General features: G+C 35.2%; 18 protein-coding genes and 1 riboswitch. Of the genes, 8 read left to right on the top strand and 10 right to left on the bottom strand.

Going from position 1 to position 17,643, the window contains the following annotated elements; all coding sequences use genetic code 11:
• Positions 1-24: 24 nt before the first annotated feature.
• From ACRCJ0_RS03880 to ACRCJ0_RS03840, 9 genes are all read right to left on the bottom strand, one after another.
• Positions 25-1,221: a bifunctional 3,4-dihydroxy-2-butanone-4-phosphate synthase/GTP cyclohydrolase II gene (locus tag ACRCJ0_RS03880; protein WP_431389547.1), complete on the bottom strand. Its 1,197-nt coding sequence runs from the start codon at positions 1,219-1,221 to the stop codon at positions 25-27.
• The gene (locus ACRCJ0_RS03875; RefSeq protein WP_431389546.1) at positions 1,222-1,824 is read right to left on the bottom strand and encodes a riboflavin synthase; all 603 of its coding nucleotides are present in this window, start codon (positions 1,822-1,824) and stop codon (positions 1,222-1,224) included.
• On the bottom strand, positions 1,825-2,919 hold the full coding sequence (ribD, locus tag ACRCJ0_RS03870) for a bifunctional diaminohydroxyphosphoribosylaminopyrimidine deaminase/5-amino-6-(5-phosphoribosylamino)uracil reductase RibD (protein WP_431387925.1): 1,095 nt from the start codon (positions 2,917-2,919) through the stop codon (positions 1,825-1,827).
• Positions 2,920-3,038: 119 nt separating this feature from the next.
• Positions 3,039-3,160: riboswitch (FMN riboswitch) on the bottom strand.
• 91 nt (positions 3,161-3,251) lie between these two features.
• Positions 3,252-3,890, bottom strand: a complete 639-nt coding sequence (locus tag ACRCJ0_RS03865; RefSeq protein WP_431387924.1) for an endonuclease III domain-containing protein — start codon at positions 3,888-3,890, stop codon at positions 3,252-3,254.
• An 8-nt stretch (positions 3,891-3,898) separates the two neighbouring features.
• Positions 3,899-4,426 carry a methylated-DNA--[protein]-cysteine S-methyltransferase gene (locus tag ACRCJ0_RS03860; RefSeq protein ID WP_431387923.1) on the bottom strand — a complete coding sequence of 176 codons (528 nt, stop codon included), beginning with the start codon at positions 4,424-4,426 and terminating at the stop codon, positions 3,899-3,901.
• 12 nt (positions 4,427-4,438) lie between these two features.
• Positions 4,439-5,344 carry a DNA-3-methyladenine glycosylase 2 gene (locus tag ACRCJ0_RS03855; RefSeq protein WP_417894379.1) on the bottom strand — a complete coding sequence of 302 codons (906 nt, stop codon included), beginning with the start codon at positions 5,342-5,344 and terminating at the stop codon, positions 4,439-4,441.
• A 163-nt stretch (positions 5,345-5,507) separates the two neighbouring features.
• Complete coding sequence (locus ACRCJ0_RS03850; RefSeq protein ID WP_417893741.1) at positions 5,508-5,921, bottom strand: GNAT family N-acetyltransferase; 414 nt, start codon at positions 5,919-5,921, stop codon at positions 5,508-5,510.
• Positions 5,922-6,011: 90 nt separating this feature from the next.
• The gene (locus ACRCJ0_RS03845; protein ID WP_431387922.1) at positions 6,012-6,395 is read right to left on the bottom strand and encodes a tautomerase family protein; all 384 of its coding nucleotides are present in this window, start codon (positions 6,393-6,395) and stop codon (positions 6,012-6,014) included.
• Between the two features lie 242 nt (positions 6,396-6,637).
• Positions 6,638-7,072: a cupin domain-containing protein gene (locus ACRCJ0_RS03840; protein WP_417893743.1), complete on the bottom strand. Its 435-nt coding sequence runs from the start codon at positions 7,070-7,072 to the stop codon at positions 6,638-6,640.
• Positions 7,073-7,224: 152 nt separating this feature from the next.
• On the opposite strand from ACRCJ0_RS03840, the gene ACRCJ0_RS03835 reads away from it, so the two are divergent.
• A complete protein-coding gene (locus ACRCJ0_RS03835) occupies positions 7,225-7,455 on the top strand; it encodes a hypothetical protein (protein ID WP_417893739.1) in 231 nt (76 codons plus the stop codon).
• Between the two features lie 38 nt (positions 7,456-7,493).
• Positions 7,494-7,808, top strand: a complete 315-nt coding sequence (locus ACRCJ0_RS03830; RefSeq protein WP_417893738.1) for a DUF4298 domain-containing protein — start codon at positions 7,494-7,496, stop codon at positions 7,806-7,808.
• A 658-nt stretch (positions 7,809-8,466) separates the two neighbouring features.
• Here ACRCJ0_RS03830 and ACRCJ0_RS03825 read toward each other — a convergent pair.
• Positions 8,467-13,200, bottom strand: coding sequence for a DEAD/DEAH box helicase (locus tag ACRCJ0_RS03825; protein WP_431389545.1), 4,734 nt, complete (start codon positions 13,198-13,200; stop codon positions 8,467-8,469).
• Between the two features lie 270 nt (positions 13,201-13,470).
• Between ACRCJ0_RS03825 and ACRCJ0_RS03820 the strand changes: the two genes are divergently transcribed.
• The 6 genes from ACRCJ0_RS03820 (at position 13,471) to ACRCJ0_RS03795 (ending at position 17,586) form a co-directional block, all read left to right on the top strand.
• Positions 13,471-13,791 carry a hypothetical protein gene (locus ACRCJ0_RS03820; RefSeq protein ID WP_431389544.1) on the top strand — a complete coding sequence of 107 codons (321 nt, stop codon included), beginning with the start codon at positions 13,471-13,473 and terminating at the stop codon, positions 13,789-13,791.
• Positions 13,791-14,870, top strand: coding sequence for a cell division protein FtsK (locus ACRCJ0_RS03815; protein ID WP_431389543.1), 1,080 nt, complete (start codon positions 13,791-13,793; stop codon positions 14,868-14,870). Before ACRCJ0_RS03820 ends, ACRCJ0_RS03815 begins: the two co-directional genes overlap by 1 nt.
• A 127-nt stretch (positions 14,871-14,997) precedes the next feature.
• Positions 14,998-15,483, top strand: a complete 486-nt coding sequence (locus ACRCJ0_RS03810) for a hypothetical protein (protein ID WP_431389542.1) — start codon at positions 14,998-15,000, stop codon at positions 15,481-15,483.
• A 180-nt stretch (positions 15,484-15,663) separates the two neighbouring features.
• Complete coding sequence (locus ACRCJ0_RS03805) at positions 15,664-16,260, top strand: replication protein (RefSeq protein ID WP_431389548.1); 597 nt, start codon at positions 15,664-15,666, stop codon at positions 16,258-16,260.
• Complete coding sequence (locus tag ACRCJ0_RS03800) at positions 16,250-16,441, top strand: helix-turn-helix domain-containing protein (RefSeq protein ID WP_431389541.1); 192 nt, start codon at positions 16,250-16,252, stop codon at positions 16,439-16,441. Before ACRCJ0_RS03805 ends, ACRCJ0_RS03800 begins: the two co-directional genes overlap by 11 nt.
• 98 nt (positions 16,442-16,539) lie before the next feature.
• Positions 16,540-17,586 carry a site-specific integrase gene (locus ACRCJ0_RS03795; RefSeq protein ID WP_431389540.1) on the top strand — a complete coding sequence of 349 codons (1,047 nt, stop codon included), beginning with the start codon at positions 16,540-16,542 and terminating at the stop codon, positions 17,584-17,586.
• Positions 17,587-17,643: the final 57 nt, after the last annotated feature.

The following is a 17,643-nucleotide window of genomic DNA, read 5'->3' as shown; positions in this document are numbered from 1 at the left end:
GTTCATATTATTTTCCTCCGTATTTTATAAGTCTAATAAGTGACCCATTTTTACTTTTTTAGTGATTAAGTAGTTTTCATCATCCGGATTAGCAGCCATTTCAATACTCACGCGGTTCGCTACTTGGATACCAGATGCTTCTAATTGTGCGATTTTATCAGGATTGTTGGTCATAAGGTCAATGGATGTCACACCCAGTTCCCCTAACATTTGTGCAGCCGTATGGTATTCCCTTAAATCATCCGGAAAACCTAAAGCGTGGTTGGCTTCGACAGTGTCTAGCCCTTCTTCTTGTAACTGGTAGGCTTTTATTTTATTGATTAAGCCAATGCCACGACCTTCCTGTCTTAAATATAAGAGAACGCCTTGGCCAGCTTCGTTGATTTTCCGTAAAGCTTCATGTAATTGCTCTCCGCAGTCACACCGGTTTGAGCCCAATACATCTCCCGTTAAACATTCAGAATGCAAGCGCGTTAGGACCTGTCCCTTACCTGAAACATCCCCTTTTACCAAAGCTACATGTTCTTGATTATCTATGTCGTTGATAAAAGTATGGATAGTAAATTCACCAAATTTTGTCGGCATTTTAGCTTGTGATACATGGTGGGTATGACGCTCAGTTTTCATCCGGTAATCTTGTAAGCCTTTAATGGTGATGACTGGCATCTGCCACTTCTCTGCTTGCTCAAGCAATTCGGCTTGGCGCATCATTGTACCGTCTTCGCGCATAATTTCTACACAAACACCCACTGGATTCAGCCCAGCTAATTTCATCAAATCAACCGTTGCTTCTGTATGACCGTTTCGCTCCAAGACACCATTTTCTTTCGCCACCAATGGGAAAACGTGGCCCGGACGGTTAAAGTCGCTGGGTTGGCTATTCGGATTTGCTGCTTCACGCATGGTTAACCCGCGTTCAATTGCGGACACACCTGTGCTTGTCTCTTTATGGTCAATGGATACCGTAAATGCGGTTGTATGTGGATCTGTATTATCCTCCACCATTGGCGACAAATTCAAACGACTAGCTATTTCCTGACTCATTGGCTGGCAAATTAACCCTTTAGCATGAGTCGCCATAAAATTAATATTAGCTGTTGTTGCAAACTCAGCTGCACAAATTAAGTCTCCTTCATTTTCTCTATTCTCATCATCCAAAACCATAATGATTTGGCCTGCTTGTAAAGCTGCTAATGCGTCTTCGATTGTTGAAAAATCCATCTATACCCGCTCCTTCACTGTAAATTGTTCAATATACTTGCCAACAATATCATTTTCTAAATTCACGATAGTGCCTACTTGATAGGTTGAAAAGATTGTTTGTTCACTGGTGTGAGGAATGATTGATACTTTAAATGTATCTCCTTCAACTCCAGCAACTGTTAAACTTGTGCCATCAATAGCAACAGATCCCTTCATGATGATGTAGCGCATTAATGGTTTACTTGTTTGAATCGTGTACCAATTAGCGATACCATCCGCCTCAATTGCGGTGATTTTACCAATACCATCAATATGTCCACTTACAATATGACCACCAAATCTCGCATTTGCCTTCATTGCCCGTTCCAGATTCACGCGGCTATTGTTAGCAATACCTTCTAAAGACGTTTTCGCAATCGTTTCTGGCATCACTTCAACTTGGAAATTAGTATCGGTGTAATTCGTCACGGTAAGACAAATGCCGTTGACACTAATAGAGTCACCTAGATTGACATCGGATACTATTTTTTCCGAGGCAATGGTTAAAAGAAGTCCTGCATCATTGTTGATGGCCTCGATACTTTCAATACGGCCAATATCTTCGATAATTCCTGTAAACATTTAATCCACCCTACTTTCTATCAAAAAGTCCTTACCTAATGGCGTGATTGCTTGGATATAACTTGTGAGCGCTTGGTCCATATGTGGAAAACCGAAACCACTGATAGGACTATACTGGTCAAAACCACCAATAACTTTAGGACCAATATAAGTGTGGATTTCCTGGATTAAACCAGCTTCAAGTAGCGAAGCATTTAGTTTTGATCCACCTTCAACATAAATACTTTGAATACCTTGCTGGCCTAGTTGGGTGATTAAATCAAGTAAATCTACCTTGGCATTCTTTTCCTTCACAATTAATAGCTGGCAACCGGCTGCTTGATAGGCTTGGTGATCTTGTAGATTCTGATTAGTTGTCGCAATAATTGTAGGCGTTTCCTTAGCAGTTTTGACTAATTGGCTGGTTAAGGGGAGCTTCAGGCTACTATCACAAACGATACGGATAGGATTAATCCCCCCAAAATCGTCAATTCGAACAGTTAACGCTGGATCATCCGCAAGCACTGTCCCAATCCCAACCATAATGGCTTGGTTACTGTGGCGTTGGTAATGGACATGGTCACGTGCAGTTTTGTCCGTTATCCACTGGGAATCCCCAGTGTAAGCAGCTGTTCGACCATCAAGGGTCATGGCATACTTCATGGTGACGTAGGGTTGCTTACGGGTCATAAAATAATTGAATTTACGGTTAAGATCTTCACTTTCTTCAGCCAAAAGACCCGTTTCTACTTCAATATGGTGGTTTCTTAATTCCTGGATGCCTTTTCCAGCAACTAGTGGATTCGGATCAGTTGCAGCAACCACCACTTTTTCAATACCCGCCTCTATAAGGGCATGGGTACAAGGCGGCGTCTTGCCGAAGTGGCAGCAAGGTTCAAGGGTTACGTAAATCGTTGCCCCCTTGACATCATGGCCTTTTTCAAAAGCGTCTTTTAAGGCTTCTCTTTCCGCATGGAGACCGCCGTATTGCTTGTGGTAACCTTGGCCAAGAATCTGATCATTTTTCACAATGACTGCACCCACCATGGGGTTCGACTTGGTCCAACCTCGGCCTAGCTTAGCCAAATCTAGCGCTTTTTGCATATAGTCTTTCATTCACTCATCCTTTCCTAAACAACAAATAATCCAGTCAGAGTGACGAAAAAAAGCCCTAGAAATAAGATTCCTAGGGCACACAAATAAACTATAGACTTATAGTAATTGTTTATTTTGATTCTACTCTTCTTCCATCCAGACTTTACTGTCGGTCTCGGAATTACACCGAGTCAGCCCCTAATTAAAGGAGGTCGCGGACTTTACCGCCGGTCGGGAATCACACCCTGCCCTGAAGATTTTATTTGAATGTTTATGGTGATATCATACGGTATTAAAAAGAAAATGTAAACCCAAACGTGTTTTTTAAACAAAAAATATATACTATAGAGTATTTATTTTTTGTGATTTGATAAAAAAATTTCCTTTACTTGGCCATTTTTACCCAAGTATAGTTTGCCAAACTCATCAATTAAGCCATGGAATTCCTGGGCTTCCTCATAATTGAAGTCATCCGGTAAGTTAATTTCTTGGTAAAGGCTTTGATAGGTTGTGTACGAATTTCCTGTCAACCAACTGAATAATCGCCTAGCGTAGGCATCAGCGATAAACGCTGGTTGATCAAAAATATAAACTCGGAAGACATCCCCCGTTTCAAAGCCTATGCCTCGAATTTTCAATAATTCGCTCCTTAGATGGTCGCCGTATTGGTCGGAAATCGCTTGATAATCCCAATTATGGTCATTAAACCACTCAAAGGTTGCCTGTATCGTTCTTGCTTTATTACGGTAGAAGCCACTGGGGCGAATAAGTATTTCTAAGTCTTCTACATTTAGTTTTAAAATCTCCTCCGGCAAAAAGGCGGTTGCTGCTTTTAAATTGTTTAAAGATTTATCCACATTTCGCCAATTAGTGTTCTGTACTAAAATAGCACCCAGAATGATTTCTACTTTACTTTCTGCGGGCCACCATCCTTGTGGGCCCATTTCTGTGAATAGCGTGTCATATAATTTTCTGATATTGATTTGTTTCATAGTGCTCCCTAAATTTGGTGTTTCTCTAGCTTATACCGGTCAAAGCCTTCCAAAGCCAGCAAGGTAATTTTGCGGTCGATACCACCTGCATAACCAGTCAATGCACCATTAGTGGCTACAACCCGGTGACATGGAATTAGAATCGAGATAGGATTGTGGCCAACAGCGCCGCCAGCTGCACGAGCTGAACCCCTTTTCCCAGGAGCATTTAAAGCAACTTGATCAGCTAATTCCTTATAGCTAGTCGTTTGGCCGTAAGGGACATGAATCAGTGCGTTCAGGATTTGCTTACGGTAAGGCGTTACTTCAGGGGCTAGAATAGTTGGATCAAGTGTGGGATTTTCACCAGCAAAATAAGCATCTAACCAATTTTTTACTTGCTTTGTCACTGGCGTTTCTCCTTCTATCATAGTCTGTAAGTCGTATTTACCACCAAAGTATCTTTGATCACTAAACCACAATCCTTTAATCGCATGTTCATCATTCACGATAGTCATTTGACCAAGTGGTGAGGTGTAAGATGATTTGTAATACATCGCATTTCCTCCTTAGTGTAATAGGCGCCAAATGTAAAAAGTAGCATAGGCAGACCAAGAACCCCAATCTTTTTGTAGAGATAGTAGTCGCTCTTTATCAGGTTTAATATCGAGATTTTCAATTTGTTTGATCCCGTTTAATAAGCCAATATCTGCCATTGGGAAGGCATCACCGAGTCGTAAGCAGCGCATCAGTACATAATTGGCAGTCCATGGACCGATACCACGAACTTTTGTCATCTCTTTCTCAGCTGCTTTGGCAGTTTGAAATTGTTGATAATAGATTTTTGACATTTTTCCAGCGGTAATTTGCTTTGAAATTTCCATTAGATACTCAGCTTTTCTCTGAGTTAGTTTTAGTTGGCGAAGATCTTCAACAGTGGATTGGACAATCGCTTCTGGTTGTGGGTAAATCCAGTAAGTTTCCCCTTCGAAGTTGATCGGTTCTCCATATTTTTCTGTAAAACGACGTTTCAAGGTATACGCGTAGATTAGGTTAATTTGTTGGCCAAGAATGCCCCAAGTGATGACTTCGTAAAAGTCAGGCATGCCAACTAATCTTAAGCCATAAAAATGCTGGGTCAGGTTACTTAATAGTGGATCATTTTCCGCCATAATATAAAAATCGGTGAGGTCAGTATCTAAATCAAACCAGTCACGGATATAACGCGTGATATAAAATTTCGCGTTGTCAGTCCACTTTAGGTCATTTAAAATCCGCACTTGAAGATATTCTTGATTTGTATCTGGACTAATTTCACATAAGTAAATTTCTCCATCCACCTTGTAGGCTCTTCGTAATTTACCGCCTATCATCTTGTACATCACTTCGTTAGTCGTTCGGCTTAAATACCCCATAATCGATGACCAAGCGCATATTTCTGGTAAATTAATTTGTAGCAAGTCTGACGTCATCATCCCACAACTCCTTTAACTAAATCCATTTTAACATCATCTATTGCAAATAAATAACACTATCTGGCTTTTTAAATTTCGGGACTAGTATAGTAAACTGCATTTCAACAACAAAACCCTAGCTATCACTAGTTTAGAGTGATAGCTAGGGTATTTAAATAAAGTATTATAGTTTTATAAATCTCTTCTGTTCTTTGGTTGCAACATATCCTTTATGCTGATAGAACTGATGTGCTTTTACTCTTTCAACACCCGAATTCAACCGAATAAAGTTATATTGTTTGAGATTTTTCTCCTGTTCCAACACGTCCATCAACTCACTACCTATACCTTGTCCTTGATATTCAGGTAAAACCGCTAGTCCTAGAATATTAAAGCCAGAATCTGAATATAGTGTATGATATACCTCAGCTTGAATGAAACCAACTACTCTATTTTCTTTCTCAAAAACTTTTGTAAAATGATTTTGAATGTTTAAAATATTTGATGCTACTTTTTCAATTGTAACGTTATATCCTAAACTAACCCTAGCTATTAGAGCAATCGACGATGCATCTTCAACTTTAATATCTCGTATCATATATCCTCCCATCATCAAATATAAAGTTATATTATTATCACTGTATAAACAACACCATTAATGACTTCAAAAAAGTAGAATTCAAATTATTTACTCCGCATACTGTGCAATACCATTACCAAAGGACCAGTTCTCTTTATTTACTTCTACTAAGTTGATAAAGACATCTTCTTTGCGAATATCTAATTGGCTATTTAATTTATCAGCAACTGTCTTGTATAAAGCTTTTTTCAACTCAGTTGTACGTCCCTCATTCATTGTGATTTGAATGATTACGATACCTTCTGTACGGTCAACACCTAGATAATTGGTAGAAAATATCAGTTCTTCAGCTTTTAAATCATTAACAACCACGAACTTATCTTCTTCAGGGATTCCAATCGTTTCAAGCATAGATTCGTAAACTAACTCACCTAGTTGTGATTTGAATTCTGCGGTCTTACCTTCTAATAGATCGATTCTAACTAATGGCATGTAGCACACTCCTTATCTTTTTGCGTAATATTATTATATATGAAAATTTAATTAAATTGCTAGTTTCACCTTACAACAACTTTTTAGAAGTACCGTACTATACATTGTTTGATATATGTAAAGGAATATCTTTTTATAGAGACTGGTTGATTTCTAGCATAGAAAAACCGATAACGCTTTTAAGGTCATCGGTTTTCTTGATTTAACTATTGTTTGTACTTTTTATGCATTTCATGTTTGCTTTATTCATTTGGATCGCTTTCAGCATCTTCTTGAGTGCCATGAACAGTACCAGGTACGTGGTCAGGGCTAGCATAAATGGTGTACAGTTTTAACGGTACACTCCCCCGATTGGTGATATTATGCCATAAACCTAGTGGCACAAAGACTGCTTCATCTTCTCCAATTTTTTGTTCAAAGGATAAATCGTCCTCAGCAGGGCCCATCTGGCAAAGACCCTCACCTTGCTCGATACGGATAAATTGATCACTTTCATTATGTACTTCTAAACCAATATCACCGCCTACAGGAATTTCCATAACAGTCAACTGCAACTTGCTACCTGTCCAAATTGTCGTACGAAAATTTGTATTCTCTAACGTTTCTTTTTCAACATCTATAATAAATGGCTTTTTGTCGTTATCTACATTACCAGTTAGAAATTTATTATCAGTCATCATAATCCCTCCTTATCTATAATTCTACTCCTTATATATTTAAATGCAAATATATTATGAATCAGTGATCATAAATAATTTTGTTGCTTGCTGTTTATTTTTAGTTTATGCTTTTTTTAATTATTCATCCATATTTAGAAAGGCGTTTTATCATGAAATCACTTATTCAATTTTGGCAACAGGCATTTAATTTTAAACAGCAAATAAGCTGGCGCCAAGCATTATCTAGGATTTTAACAAATCTTATTTTTATTATTATTCTCTACGGCATTGCTTTAATTGCACCACCTTCATGGGAGGAACCCATTGTTTCTCTTGCCCAAATTTATAGTACCGTATCAATCATTCCAATATTTACCACCATCATCAGTGCAATAAAATAATCGTCAAATTGATAAGCTTTAAGAAAGTTGGGGATAACTTGAAAAATACTGAACATTTTTATGAGATGGAAGAAAATTTTTTGAGGATTTCTAAAGAAATTGAGGTCATGTCTAATTCCCTGGAAAATTTTGAAAGATACCTACCAAATATCAAACTATTCCTTAAATACTATGGCAGTGAGACTTGGTTTAAACATTTAAATATGGAACAACAAGGCTTATTTGAAGATGCTAGTACAACAGCTGTACTAGGAGAAGACTACAGCTATGACCTTGTTATAGATATTATGGATTTAGCCAATAAACTAAAAAGTATTGGTGAAAGCTTATTGGAAGACAGCTCTAATTCCTAATCCCTCAATAATAAAAATTTAGTTATTTACTGCTAATTAAAGTGAATTTTAAGTGGTAGATAGCTATCATCTATTATATTTAGCCTAATTTGGCGCATCTATCAAAAATAGAAGCTTTAGGATAAGTTAATCCAGGTATTTTATTGCTATTAGGCTGTTTATCACAAAAAAAACAAAAAAGACATTTCCCACATAAGTGAGAAATGTCTTTTTGATTTGTATATGGATTGGTACTCGACTTCTTTGGAAGTCTCCGTCCCATAGTACATCCATACCTCTCTCCTCCTTCTCCACACCTTGTGCCTGCTACCTAACTTCTACATCAGGTGTGCAACTTAAACTTTCTGGGCAAATAAAAAAGACACCTTCCATGAAGAAAGATGTCTTGAACTGAATAATTGAATGGTACTCGATTTCTTGCGAAATCTCCGTCCCATACTCCATTCGTAAGCGAATAAATTCGCAACGACTGCAGCAATTAACGTTTTGAGAACTAGAATATCAATATTTATGATGAATCTATACTGATCAATCCCTATATATCCAAACTCTGAAAATCTAAAAGTGTATAAAATAACATATAAAAAGTTACGAATAGATAAAATTTGCACCAATTAACACCATAAAATAGACTAGTCATTTATCTTATTTAATATGCTTAAACTCCTTCAAGTGGTGGTAATTGATCAATCCATTCTAAAGTCTTCATACTAACAGTAATAATTGAAAGTAATAGATTTAAAATATATTTCGGATCTTCACTAAATTCATTAGGATCATCAACAATACCAGATTTTTTATCTATTTTTACCTGGTATTGATCAATAATCCATTCAATTGCGGGTCTACCATTAACTACATACTCATAAGCCTTTTCTGGAATATTTTCAATAGTTATATCATCATTAAAGATTATTTTTGATAAATCATTCACTAATTTTCCGTTTTCATTGCGCACTTTGGGGTGCTTCATTTTCTTAACTTTATAACTTGGGTTATGGTCATTTATATCAACTTTAACTTCTTGCCAATGAGATTGATGCTCATAATTTAAATGTATTTTAGCTAATTCCTTACCAATCTTAATAAATTTTTCCTTATTTTTTAAGTTTGGAATCCTTGGGAATGACTTTGCCAAATCGTAAGAATATAATTCTTCGTATTTTCTTGAATGAAATACACCATAGATATAGTACATTACATCATTCTCTGACAAATCAGTCATTTCTTTTAAAATACTTTCTCTTATTGCTGAAAAAGATCCCATATTATCATAAAGCATTTTGGGTAGATTCTGTGAACCACCTGCAAATAAATTTACATCTGGAATATTTTGAACAAATAATGATGTAAATCTTTTACCCTCAGTTTTATTAGATATAGAGATTAGGTGATTAAACGAATCACTATTCGGTAAAACTTTAAGCATTTGATATTGCATGTCTACCATTTCTGAAGAGTAATAAACATATTTCTTTGTAAATGGTCTATACATTCCTATGTACATGCGATTAACATCAAATTTTATGTGTTCATTTCTTTCGAAACGCTGTTTAAGGGACCTAGTCCAAGATATTTTTTGCGTTTCTTCATCATATATAGAAACATCTCCCAAATGATGATTATAATACTCAAGGCTATCCTTGGTTGCTTTTATAACTTTTTCTTTTGAGAATCCCCATGACCATGCATCACGACCGGTTTTTATTCCACCTGTATACTCTATAAATAGAGCATCTTTATTCCTTTTATCCCCTATCTTGACTAATTCATCAAAATTTGAATCTCTTTGATTTATCCAATCACCTTTTTCATTAGGAATAATTATTGAGAATTCATTTATAATATTTTTAATACTTTTCCAATTGGAAAGTTTTTCTAATTTTTCTTTTTTAGTTAACCGATCCCCAATATTTAGATAATGTATCGTTCCTTTTCCATTAGAACTATTATCTTTTACTAACAGTGTAATTGCGACTCCTGTCATAATATCAAAAACATTTCCGCCTTCAAATACAGCCTGATCGCGAGAACGACGTCTTATCTGTCCTTTCAAATTAATAAGATAAACATCTGAAAATTCTTCAAGTAAAGATTTTCGCATTCCATCCATAGCATTCCCGTCGATAAATGAACTATTAGTAATAAATCCGATAACACCGTTACCATTCAATTGATCAGCTGACCATCTAATTGCTCTAATATATGAATCTAAAAGTCCGTTTTTATTGGTGGCAGTTGATGTCTCAATCCATTTAGTTCTCAAAGATCTATCTAATTTAGGATAATTAATTCTGCTTTGATTACTATCCTCATTATTTTGTTTAGCAGAATAAGGTGGATTACCAATAATTACCGTTATCGGTACTTCTTGCTGACGTTTTAGTCTATCATCATTCGTACCAAAGTAAACATCATCTAAAGTATCCTCATTTTCTGTACTTTCAAAAGTATCAGTTAAAACTATCCCTTCAAATGGTTTATAACCCTGGTTCTTGCTATTAATTTCATCAAAAGTAGCTTCAATATTAATGGCTGCGATGTAGTAACTTAATAAGATAATTTCGTTTGCGTGTAATTCTTGAGTATATTTACGAGTGATATCTGCTAGAGTAATTTCACCTTTATCCATTAATGTTTTTAAATAATGCAACGCTCGGACAATAAAGGTACCGGTACCCGTAAAAGGATCTAGCACGTGAACACCCTCACTAGCAATAGATATCCCAAAGTGTTTTCTTAATACATCGTCGACTGATTTAACAATAAAATCTACCACCTCTAAAGGAGTAAAGACAATCCCTAAACGTGTTGTAGTAGATTTAAACGCTGTCTTAAAAAACTTATTATATAAAGTAATAATAATATTTTGCTTATCCTCTGACTTTTCAACTCCTTCAGCACGCATTTTTATTGACTCGTATAACGGTGCAAGATTTTCTTGTTCCTTTGTAAAACCAGCTTTTTCTAATTCTTTAACTATATTTTCCATTGCTGAAGAAACAGGATTATTGTTCACAAAGCTATATTCATCAAATAATGCTTCAAATATAGGTTTTGTGATCAAATGTTGAGACAGCATCTCAGCAGCCTCATTTTCATCAATACTTTCATTTATATTATGCTGTAATGAGGTCACAAACCTTTTAAATTCATCAGTTATAGGATCCTGCTTATCTTGCAACTTCGTTTTTATCCAATCAATTTGTCGTTGCGCAATTTTGGCTACATCCGCAGACCAATTTTCTAAATATTTTCTATCTCCAACTTTTTCAACAATTTTTCCATAAATAGCAGCCTCATATTCATCCCAATGGAACTCAAAGCTATCTTCATAAGTCTCACCTTCAGATGAATTATTACCTACTTCAGCGTTCACTCTTTCTGGTGCAGAACCAATTCCAATCACTTTTAATTGTTTTGGCTTGGCAATATTTAATTTATCAATCATCGCTTCAAACCGCTCATCTACGGAACGTAATGCGTTAATTACCTGCCACACTGCTTCATAATTTTTATTGTTATCCAATATAGTTTCCGGAGTTTCCCCCTGTGGAACCACAATTGGTAAAATAATATATCCATAATCCTTATTTTCTGATTTACGCATAATACGTCCAACGGCCTGTACAATGTCTACTTGAGATTTTTTTGCAGCTAAGAAAATAATTGCGTCTAAAGTTGGTACATCGATCCCTTCTGTTAGAAAGCGTACATTAGATACAATGCGTGCTTCGTCAGCTGGTTTGTCTGGATCAGCTAACCAATCCAATACTTCCCCTTTTTCTAATGCATTCATTGACCCGTCTGCATGACGCATAGATAAATGAACAGATTCTTCATCCATTTGATTACCTAAGTAGTCATTTACCACTTCTTCAAATTGTTGCGTCACGTTTTTAGAATCTGCAATCGTTCTTGTAAAAGCAATGGCACGCTCTAATGGGGCACCATCATACGGACTATTTTTCACAGGATTTTTAAAACCATTTCTACGCATCATGCCGTTCCAAATCCCTACAATTCGACCAATATCATCTATATTTAGTCCGTTTTCTGGATCAGATAAGGTTTTTTGCATATCTTTTTGAATAGCTGATTCGTCTACCGCTAAAACCATCACTTTGTAATCCGTTAAAATCCCATGTGATACTGCTTGTCCAAATCCCATACGATAAATTACTTCACCAAATTTGTTTTTATCATCCATTGAAGAAAGTAGTATGCTTTTATCTTTAGCATTCTTCTTAGCGCTATCCCCATATATCTTAGGTGTTGCTGTTTGGTATAAACGCTTAGTCCCTTTAACAACATTATTATCGTGCACCCTAGTGAAATGACTTTCATCTTTACCTGCTTCATGTGCCCCAGTCGTTCTATGTGCTTCGTCTGCCACAATTAAATCAAACTCTGGAAAGCCTTCTTTTTGCGCTTCAGAAATCACACCTATGCTGTGATATGTGCTAAACACTACCAACATTTCTGCATCTGCCTCAGTACGTTGAACATCTTTCCAATTTTGAATTAACTTCTCTTTGGATGTTGTTGCTGGATAGCCAATATCCGTTGCTTTAATATCGTCTGATCCATTCGTACCTCTTGAGGCATCTCTATCGGAAGTAACTGCCATACTAGCCATCTTAAATTTCGTATCATTATTCCAACCACGTAAAGTTTGCGTTAGCAATTGTATACTAGGTACTAAGTACAACACCTTAAACTGTTTATTTTTCTTTTCAGCTAAAGCTTCTGCAATTTTCAAACTTGTAAAAGTTTTACCAGTCCCTGGTGCCATAATCAATTGACCACGGTCATTATTTTCAAAATGTGTTAAAGCACGTTCCAATGCCGTTTCTTGATAGAAACGTAATTCTTTTGGTTTTTGGATAGTCGTCTCTTCCGGACGGCTAAAATCAAAATCTCCCCAGTTTAATTGAGAATTTCTTAAGTTCGTTAATCCAATAATCTCAATATCTTTAGCATTATATTCAATTGTTTCTCGAGCATTACCATTCCACTCATCAACCGTTGATATGATCATTCCTCTTTGATAGTATCTTTTACCAGTTTCAGCCACAAATGAATTAATTTCAGCCTTACCAATTTTATTTTTATAGTATTTAGCTTGGATAGCGACCAAATCACCATTAAATTGTTCAGCGACTATATCAACACCTGTATCTTTTTTAGGTACACCATATTCTGATGGTACCTCACTGAGTAGCCAAACATTTTTATATAGACGTTGATATAATGGTTCATTCTTCAAGTAGGCTAAAACTAATCTCTCAAAAAGAGTGCCACGTTCTCTTTGAACATCATTTCCAACTTCATCAATCTGTTCAAGGATTTTATCAAAATTTCTGACATTATATTCCGCAGTTGTTTCCATAATTTACCCTCCAAAATACTTTGTATATATTATCTCATACTAGGTAGCAGTTTTTATTATTAAAATATAACGAGTGAAAAGTAAAAGTTTTCTAATAAAAGTGCCGAATCGACAAAAACGTTGATATAACAGCTTTTTGGGTAGTCTATCTTTTTAAATGGTGACCTTGCTATGATAAATGTAAGAAAGGAGGTACTGATTACCTGAATCAAAAACTCGCCTTGATTCATGCCCTTGTCACTTTTGTCATTATATAGAAGGAGAAAATTTATGAAAATTCAAAATAATTATACTCGTGGGGGATACTCAACTAAGACTGCTGAAAAATATATCGAATATAAAAAGCCCCTATATTCTCTGAGTACAGATCTTGAAGAACTCGTACGCTTTGTAGATAAAAAACCAACCGATGAAGTAATTGGGTATAAAGCTTGGTTTTCTCAAGAGGGGTTGCCACCTTTTTCAATTAAATTCTCAAAACAAATTAATTTACCAAAATATCTGGAAATTGTGGAAATTGAAAATCTGACAGCTTGTGAAGTAAAATATAACGTTTTCTTTAAGGCTGATGGCTTGAAAGTGGTTGATTAATGGAATTCAATGATATCGCAGTATACTTGCTTCAATGTTTGAATATGGCGCTGGGAAATTCTATTCAAGGTGAAACAAGTTACACGAATAGTTTCGAGATCCTTGTCAAGGAGGACGGTGTATTTTTTATTCCTCGTTTACCCGCTGCGTATGTAATTGACAGTGATTTGTATGAAAAAATTTATATGATTATTAGTGTCGCACTATACCCAAATTTCACTCTATTAAAGCAAACTTCTATCTATCTTGTACCTGTGGAAACCGATGACTATCATATTCAACGCGCACTTTTCTTTCCATGGAAGAAAGGGATTTCTAGCAGGCTAGTGATTTCAGATATTGAAGAATTTTCCGCTAACATGGTGAATGAAAGAATTCCCATCATGCAAAATTTGAATATTGAATATAACAGAGTTACATCAATTGCAATCGCTGGTAGTACAGGTTCCGGTAAATCTTACATGCTAACTTACTTACTAAATATGTTAAAGGGAATTTCTGATTTAATAATTGTCGATCCAAAATTTGACTCTCCAAGTAGATGGGCAAAATATCACCAAATTCCTGTAATTTATCCTTCACCCAGTAGGGCAAAGTCAGATTTCGTATCAGAAGTAAATGCTAGTTTAAGCGAGTGTTTAAAGACTATCCATTCACGTCAATCTGAACTCTTTAAAGATCCAACGATAAAATTTCGTCACTTAACTATTGTGATCGATGAGGTATTAGCTCTTTCTGAAGGTGTGAATAAGAATATTAAAGAAGCCTTTTTTTCGTTGCTATCACAAATTTCTCTCCTTGGTAGAGCAACCCGAGTACATTTACTGTTAGTAAGTCAGCGCTTTGATCATAACGCTATTCCCGTATCCGTTCGGGAACAAGTAAGTGTTGTAATTCAAGTTGGAAATATTAATAACCGCTCGGCCCAGTTTCTGTTCCCAGATTTAAATGTGGAGGGAATTGTGATCCCAACTGGAAAAGGCACAGGTCTTATTCGAGTTATCGATTCTGAGGAGCCCTATCAAGTTTTACCATTACTTTGTCCAACTTTTTATACGAAAGGTGACTATCATGCTTAAATCGACAACTTTTAAACTATCATTTTTTATGAAGTCATTTAATTGGTTGATGAGCTGTTGCAAAACTATTCTTATTTGCTCACTATTCTCAGCATTTTTCTTCGGATCTGGTCAATATTTACAATCAATGGAACTACCATTTTTAATTAGTATTCGTAATTTAATGTTTTATGCAGGGGCTATTACGTTAGGAACTGCATCTATCCTTTTATCAATGGTCATAGGTATCACATGCGTAGAATTATATGTATATCGTAAAAATGAAAGCAAAACTTATTTTTGGGACTCGCTGAAACAGACTCTTAGGCTACGCATATTTTTTAGGCAATTACCAACTAATGTAGCTCACCACCTTGAAAAAGAATCACCTATGATTACCGATAGCGTAAACATTAATTTCAACAGATATTTGAGAAAAAGTTATGTCGAAATACATGAAACAAGTATCATCGTCTGCTTGAAAGTACCTAAAAATTATCAAACACAAACTCTATTAAAAAGAGCAGTTCCACAAATGGAGGAAGAAATTTCTAGTAGCAATCCTGATTTCTTTTTCTCAAAAACACAACGAGACAAAAATTACTTATGGTATATAGGGAAAAAACGGCTATGAAGATTGCTCCACGCCTAACCAAAGGCAGTGGAAAGCAATCTTCAAGAAGCAATAACTGCTAGCTGAAACATTGCGGCTCCCAAAGGGAAGCGTCGCAAAATGTTTCAAAAAATTAAGCCTGCAATGGGGGGCACTACGACCCCCCATTGTATCAATAATCAATAATCAAAGGTGGTATTCATAATAAAAAATAAACGAAATTCAAAATGGACTTTTATGTTATATGAAGAAAGTGCACCAAAAAATTACATTAATATATTAGAATCGTTGCACATTCCTTTTATGCTAAGCCCTTGGCATGATAAAGATATTGATTTAGAAACTGGTGAACTTTTAAAGCCACATAAACATGGAGTTTTTTTCTTTGACTCTTTAAAAAGTTATGAGCAAGTATCAGAAATTGTTTCTACTATTTTAAATGGCCCTGCAAAAGTTGAACCAGTGCATTCACCAAAAGGAATGTATGACTACTTCATTCATGCTTCAACCCCTGATAAAGCATCTTACAATTTGGAAGATATTGAATATGGTGCGGGATTTGAAATTGAAAATTTTTTAATGATTAATCAATCTGATGGTATTTTAAAACAAATAATTGACATTATTGAAGAAAATGACATCACCGAATTTCAAAAACTAGTTAAATATTCACGTGATAATAATTTAATGTATTTACAATATATCGCAACAAAAACTTTCTTTTTTTCGAAATATTTAGATTCACGTCGTCATAGTTATAAAGTAGAGAAGGAGCATGCAATTATCGATGAAGAATAAAACTGATTATCCTTTATTGCTTACGCGTCAACAAGCAGCTGAATATCTAGGTATCGACCCAAAGTCATTCGATAACTATATTCGATTTCATCCAGATTTCAAATGCTTCATGGTGGGCAAACAAGAACGTTTTTTAAAATCTCAATTATTAGAATTTATTGAAACACATAGTACAAAATAATTTTCTTATTGATTGATAATATAGATTCCCTCATATATATTTGATGTATGACTAGTCTATTTTATCAATCATTTTTTATAGAAAGGTAGATAGATAAAATGGCAACTATAACTAAAAGAGGTTCATCATATCGTGCAACTATTTCTTTATATAGAAATGGACAAAATAACCGAGAAACTAAAACCTTTAAAAACAAAAAAGATGCTGAACTCTGGGCATTAGAAATGGAACTGGAAAAGGGACGTGGTAAAAATATTGCTGATCGCTCTACTCCTTATCCTGATTTCTATTATGACTGGGTTTACCAAGTAAAGAAAAATGAGGTACGTGAAGCAACCTTTATTAACTATTATCGAACGCTAACTATTATCAGAAGTTTATTTGATGGTATTCAACTTAAAAATTTAAACGATATTGTTATGCAACGAAAACTCGACGAATATGCTAAAACACATTCAAAGAAAACGACAAAAGAATTATTACTTAAAATTCGTGGCTCACTAAAATACGCTTATGCTCGTGGATTAATAGCTAATGATTTTGGATTTATGTTAAAAGCAAAAGGTCAAGTGCAAGAAAAACGAAATATCGCGTTATCAATTACTGAATTTAAAAAAATTAGAAAATATTGTCTAGATAATACTGATGACGAGTTTAATGTATTAGTTTTATTAGCACTTGAAACAGGCGCTCGACGTGGTGAATTACTAGGGATCACAATAGATGATATTTATGAATATGGCGTGAAAATACGTCGTTCCATCAGTCCAACTAATAAAGATACTCAGTTAAAAACAAAGCACTCTAAGCGTGATATTTCCATAAATAAAGATGTATATAACGTGCTGATAAAATTGTCTAAAACCAAAGAAAATTATGTCTTTGAAACCAACGGATTTAAACAGTCTGCTGATTTACAATCTCTATTAAAAAAATTAGAGATAAGAAAAACCACTTTTCATGGTTTGCGAGATACACATGCTTCATTTCTATTTTCAAAAGATATTAGTATAGACTATATTTCTAGACGGCTAGGACATAATTCAATTTTGACAACACAAAACTATTATCTTGAATTGATGCCAGAAAAAAAGCACCAGCAAGATGCTGATGCTTTAAGTCTTTTAAACGATTTATCAATGTAATTAACACCAATTTGCACCAAATAATTGGTGCAAAAGTTGATATAATAAGCTTTTGAT

The organism is Aerococcus sp. L_32, assembly GCF_050689315.1.
The sequence above is the reverse complement of the archived record's forward strand: the minus strand, read 5'-3'. Positions and strand labels throughout refer to the sequence as shown.